Source organism: Trinickia sp. (assembly GCF_051961175.1).
Classification (GTDB): domain Bacteria; phylum Pseudomonadota; class Gammaproteobacteria; order Burkholderiales; family Burkholderiaceae; genus Trinickia.
The window spans coordinates 1-3,824 of record NZ_JBQCDN010000266.1 but is presented as its reverse complement, the minus strand read 5'-3'; the positions used below and the strand labels follow the sequence as shown (position 1 = coordinate 3,824).

2 protein-coding genes are annotated in these 3,824 nt (G+C 59.5%); both read left to right on the top strand.

Annotated features, from left to right (window positions below; translation table 11 throughout):
- Nucleotides 1–229 precede the first annotated feature (229 nt).
- On the top strand, nt 230–2,995 hold the full coding sequence (locus ACTHL0_RS15890) for a type VI secretion system Vgr family protein (protein ID WP_440567769.1): 2,766 nt from the start codon (nt 230–232) through the stop codon (nt 2,993–2,995).
- Between the two features lie 26 nt (nt 2,996–3,021).
- Nucleotides 3,022–3,824: T6SS effector phospholipase Tle3 domain-containing protein (locus ACTHL0_RS15885; protein ID WP_440567768.1), on the top strand; the 803-nt coding region annotated here is incomplete at its 3' end.

The window sequence follows — 3,824 nt, the reverse complement described above, 5'->3', positions numbered from 1 at the left end:
GGGAAGGCTGGATGAAGGGTCGACGGAAACGCGCGTAATCGGCATTTATTACTTTCCATCAAATCTTGACGGAAATATTTCCTTCTCCTTTCATTTCTTTGACGCCATTGTCGGTCCCTGATAAATTTCCGCCTTTCCTTGGTTGAAGTGATTGCTCCCGAGCGGGCGATTTTGATCGCGGTGGGCGGGTATTAAATGCGCATTGCGTATTTCATTGTGAGAACAAGTTGTGAACTATCCAGACCTGTCGCGAGCATCATTGGGGCCGCTGCCATCGCAAAGAAATCGAGCGGTTCGTCTCAAATGGGGAGAGCAGCAACAACAATTAGAAGACCTACTGTTGGCGCAACGTGTCGATATACAGGAAAGTCTGTGCGGTGGAGTCGAGGGCACTATTTCTTGCGTCTCTACCAGCGTGGGCGTGCCTTTGACGACGCTGATCGGCTTGCCCGTCTCGGTCCAACTCGTCACGGACCAAGGCCGATTGCATGCCATTAATGGGATTGTGGTCGATGCGCGTAATGGCGAGTCAGATGGTTCGCTTAGCACTTACCAGATAATTATACAAGATGCGCTCTCGATTTTAGAGCGGCGCATCAATACGCGAATTTTTCGGCAGTGCAACGTATTGGATGTCGTTCAGACACTTGTCGGGGAATGGCGGCAAAACAGCACGGTCCTGGCCGGTGCGTTTTATCTCGATATCTCGAATGTCGATCGTGCCAAGCTTCCAACTAGAGAACAGACCGTTCAGTTCGATGAATCCGATGCGCATTTCGTTCGCCGCTTATGTCGGCGAGAGGGCATTGGCTGGTTCGTGCGGGCAGGCAAACCCGGTCAAAAGGATGCGGGCAAGGCGGGCGACACCGCACACACGCTTGTCCTGTACGACAACGCGATCAAGCTGAGCCGGTCCGCGCTTGGCACGGTGCAGTACCGGCCGGATGCGACGATCGGCGAACGCGACGCCGTGACGTTGTTGTGCGCCGCCCGGCAACTGGTGGCGGGTGCGATCCGGCGTTTCAGTTGGGATCACAAGCCCGGCAGGATGGACCGGATCCAAGGGCCGACGCGCGTGGATCAGGGCAAGGCGGGCAACGATCTCGGCGCCTTGCTGATGGATTCGCGCATCGACTCGCCCCATATCGCGGATTCGTCCGCCCACTACGACCGGATCGGCTTGGCGCGCGTGAAATCGCATGACGCGCGGGCGTCGCACGTCGAAGGTGCGAGCGGTATTCGCGATCTCGTCGTCGGCGAGTGGATTGAAGTGGAGGCAGGCAGATTTGCCGAGCGCGAGCGCCTGACGAAAAGCGAGCGCCGGATCATGATCACGAGCTTGCATCATCGCGCCGAAAACAATTTGCCTAAGGATCTGCACCAGCGGGCGCAAGCGTTGTTCACGGCGAGCCGCTGGTCGTTCGAATCGCCGCCTGTTTCGGTGGATACGCCGGCGAGGCCGAGCGTCTTTGGCGATTCGACGCAAAGCCGCTACGAGAACACGTTCAGTGGTGTGCCGCGGGATATGCCGCTGGCGCCTGGCTACGATCCGCATGTGCATTTGCCGCGCGTGCATCCGATTGTTGGCATCGTCGTCACACCCGACGGCGAAGAGATCTATTGCGACGCGTTCGGGCGCATCAACGTTCAGCTGCAAGGGCTCGATCCGACAGATCACGAGCATGCGAAGGGGATGGGCACGAACGGTACCCAAGGCGATAGCGCGTGGTTGCGGGTGATGACGGGCCTAGCCGGCGACGACTTCGGGGAGAACTGGCTGCCACGGAAGGGGATGGAGGTGCTGCTGGACTTTCATGGCGGTGATCCCGATAAGATGTATGTCGCAGGTATCTTTCACAACGGCCCGAACATGCCGGCGACGTTCAGCAACACGGGTTCGTTGCCCGGCAATCGCTATGTGTCGGGTGTGAAGACGCGGGAAGTGAAGGGCCAGCGGTATAACCAGATGCGTTTGGACGACACGCCGGGCCAAATCAGTGCCCAGCTATCGAGCGCGCATCGAGCCACCGAGTTGAATCTCGGGTTTCTGACGCACCCGCGCAGCAATGGCGTGGGTGAGGCGCGAGGCGAAGGGGCGGAAGTGCGCACGGATGCGGCCGCGGCGCTGCGCGCGGCGCAGGGCATTTTGCTGACGACGTACGCGCGGGCGCAGGCAAGCGGCAACCACCTCGATCGTGACGAACTCATTCAATTGCTTAGCGAATGTACGGAGTTGTTCAAATCGCTCGGTGACTACGCCGGACAGCATGGTGGGCTGGCGATGGAGACGACGGGCCAGAGTGCAGTGGCCAGCGCGCTCAAGGGATGGCAAGCGCCGGGCGGTGAACCGCTGATGGCATTGGGTGCGCAGGCTGGGTTTGTGAGCGTGACGCCGAAGACTCACGTGACCTATGCCGGTGGAAACATCGATCAAGTCGCGCAGCAGCATGTGCAAGTTACAAGCGGCCAGCGGATCAATCTGCAAGCGGGACATGGCGTCGCGATGTTTGCGCAGGCCGACGACGTCACGGCTGTCGCGAACCAGGGCAAGGTCCTATTGCAGAGCCAGGCTAACGATACGCAAATCGATTCGGCTAAGAACATTCAAATGACGGCGGCGGGCGGCAAGCTCGCGGGCATGGCCAGCGATCAGGTGGTGTTCGTGACGTCCGGTGGGGCTTATCTGAAGCTGCAAGGTGGCGATATCGAATTGGGGTGCCCCGGTAGCTTCACGGTGAAATCGGCGGGGCATACGTGGAGTGGGCCGGCGAGCATGAGCACCGATATGCCGAAGTTTGATCACGCACCGTTGGGGCGGGTTCCGAAGCTTGTGCGGGCGTCGGATGGGCAACCCGTGAAGGGCTACGAGGGTGAAGTCCGCAAGGCATCGGGGGAACTGGTCAAGGGCGTGACCGATGGCAGCGGCAAGCTGGCGCCGCTCAGCGGCAACCAGTTCGAATCGTTCGTCGTGAACTTCTTTAAAAAAAGCAGTTGAACTGAATACGGGAAGACGTAGGGAACATGACAGATTCCTATCTTGATCCATCGGTGCCGCAGACAGGCAACGCGGCCGATGCGGCCGGCGCGGGGGCGCCGCGCGTACAGGTCGGTGGCGGACAGAGCACCACGCTGTTCAGCAACAGCGATTTCCTCTGCCTGAAACAGATGCCGTTACCTGGCGTTGTGATTTTTGTGCATGGGGTGAATTCCGAGGGAGAGTGGTTCACCGCGGCGGAGGAGGGCTTGTGCCGTGGGTTGAACCGGCGGCTCGGGCGGCTTGACGACCAGATGATGTACAAGGGTGTCGAAGGCGGGCAGATGCAACCTGTGCAATATACGGAGAGCTTGACGCCGGATGGGTATCTGAATCCGAAGCTTCTTTCAAACACGTACGTCAAGCCCGATCCGTCGTTCTCACCGGTTATCCACTTCCGTTGGGGCTACAAGGCCAGCAAGGATGAATTGAAGCAGTACGGCGCAAACGTCTTCCTGAACGAGCAGAATTATTGGGGCGGTGGTCCGTTTGCGAACGGCTGCGGGACGCTGGCGGACCTCTGGGCCAAGGGGCTTGATGACCGGGCATTTGGTTTCCTGAGTGTGCAGGCGCTGAACGCAACGGATCGCCTCGTCTACGCGACGCCGCCGCGTGCCTACATGGTTCTGGCCGCACTGCGGCTTGCCAATCTGATCCGTTCGATCCGAGAGAAGCAGGCCGACGTGCCGATTACGGTGGTCTGCCATAGCCAGGGAAACATGGTCGGGATCACTGCAGCGTTTTTTGGCGACAAGATGCCGGCTGCGAAGGGCCCCCACAACAAGACGGG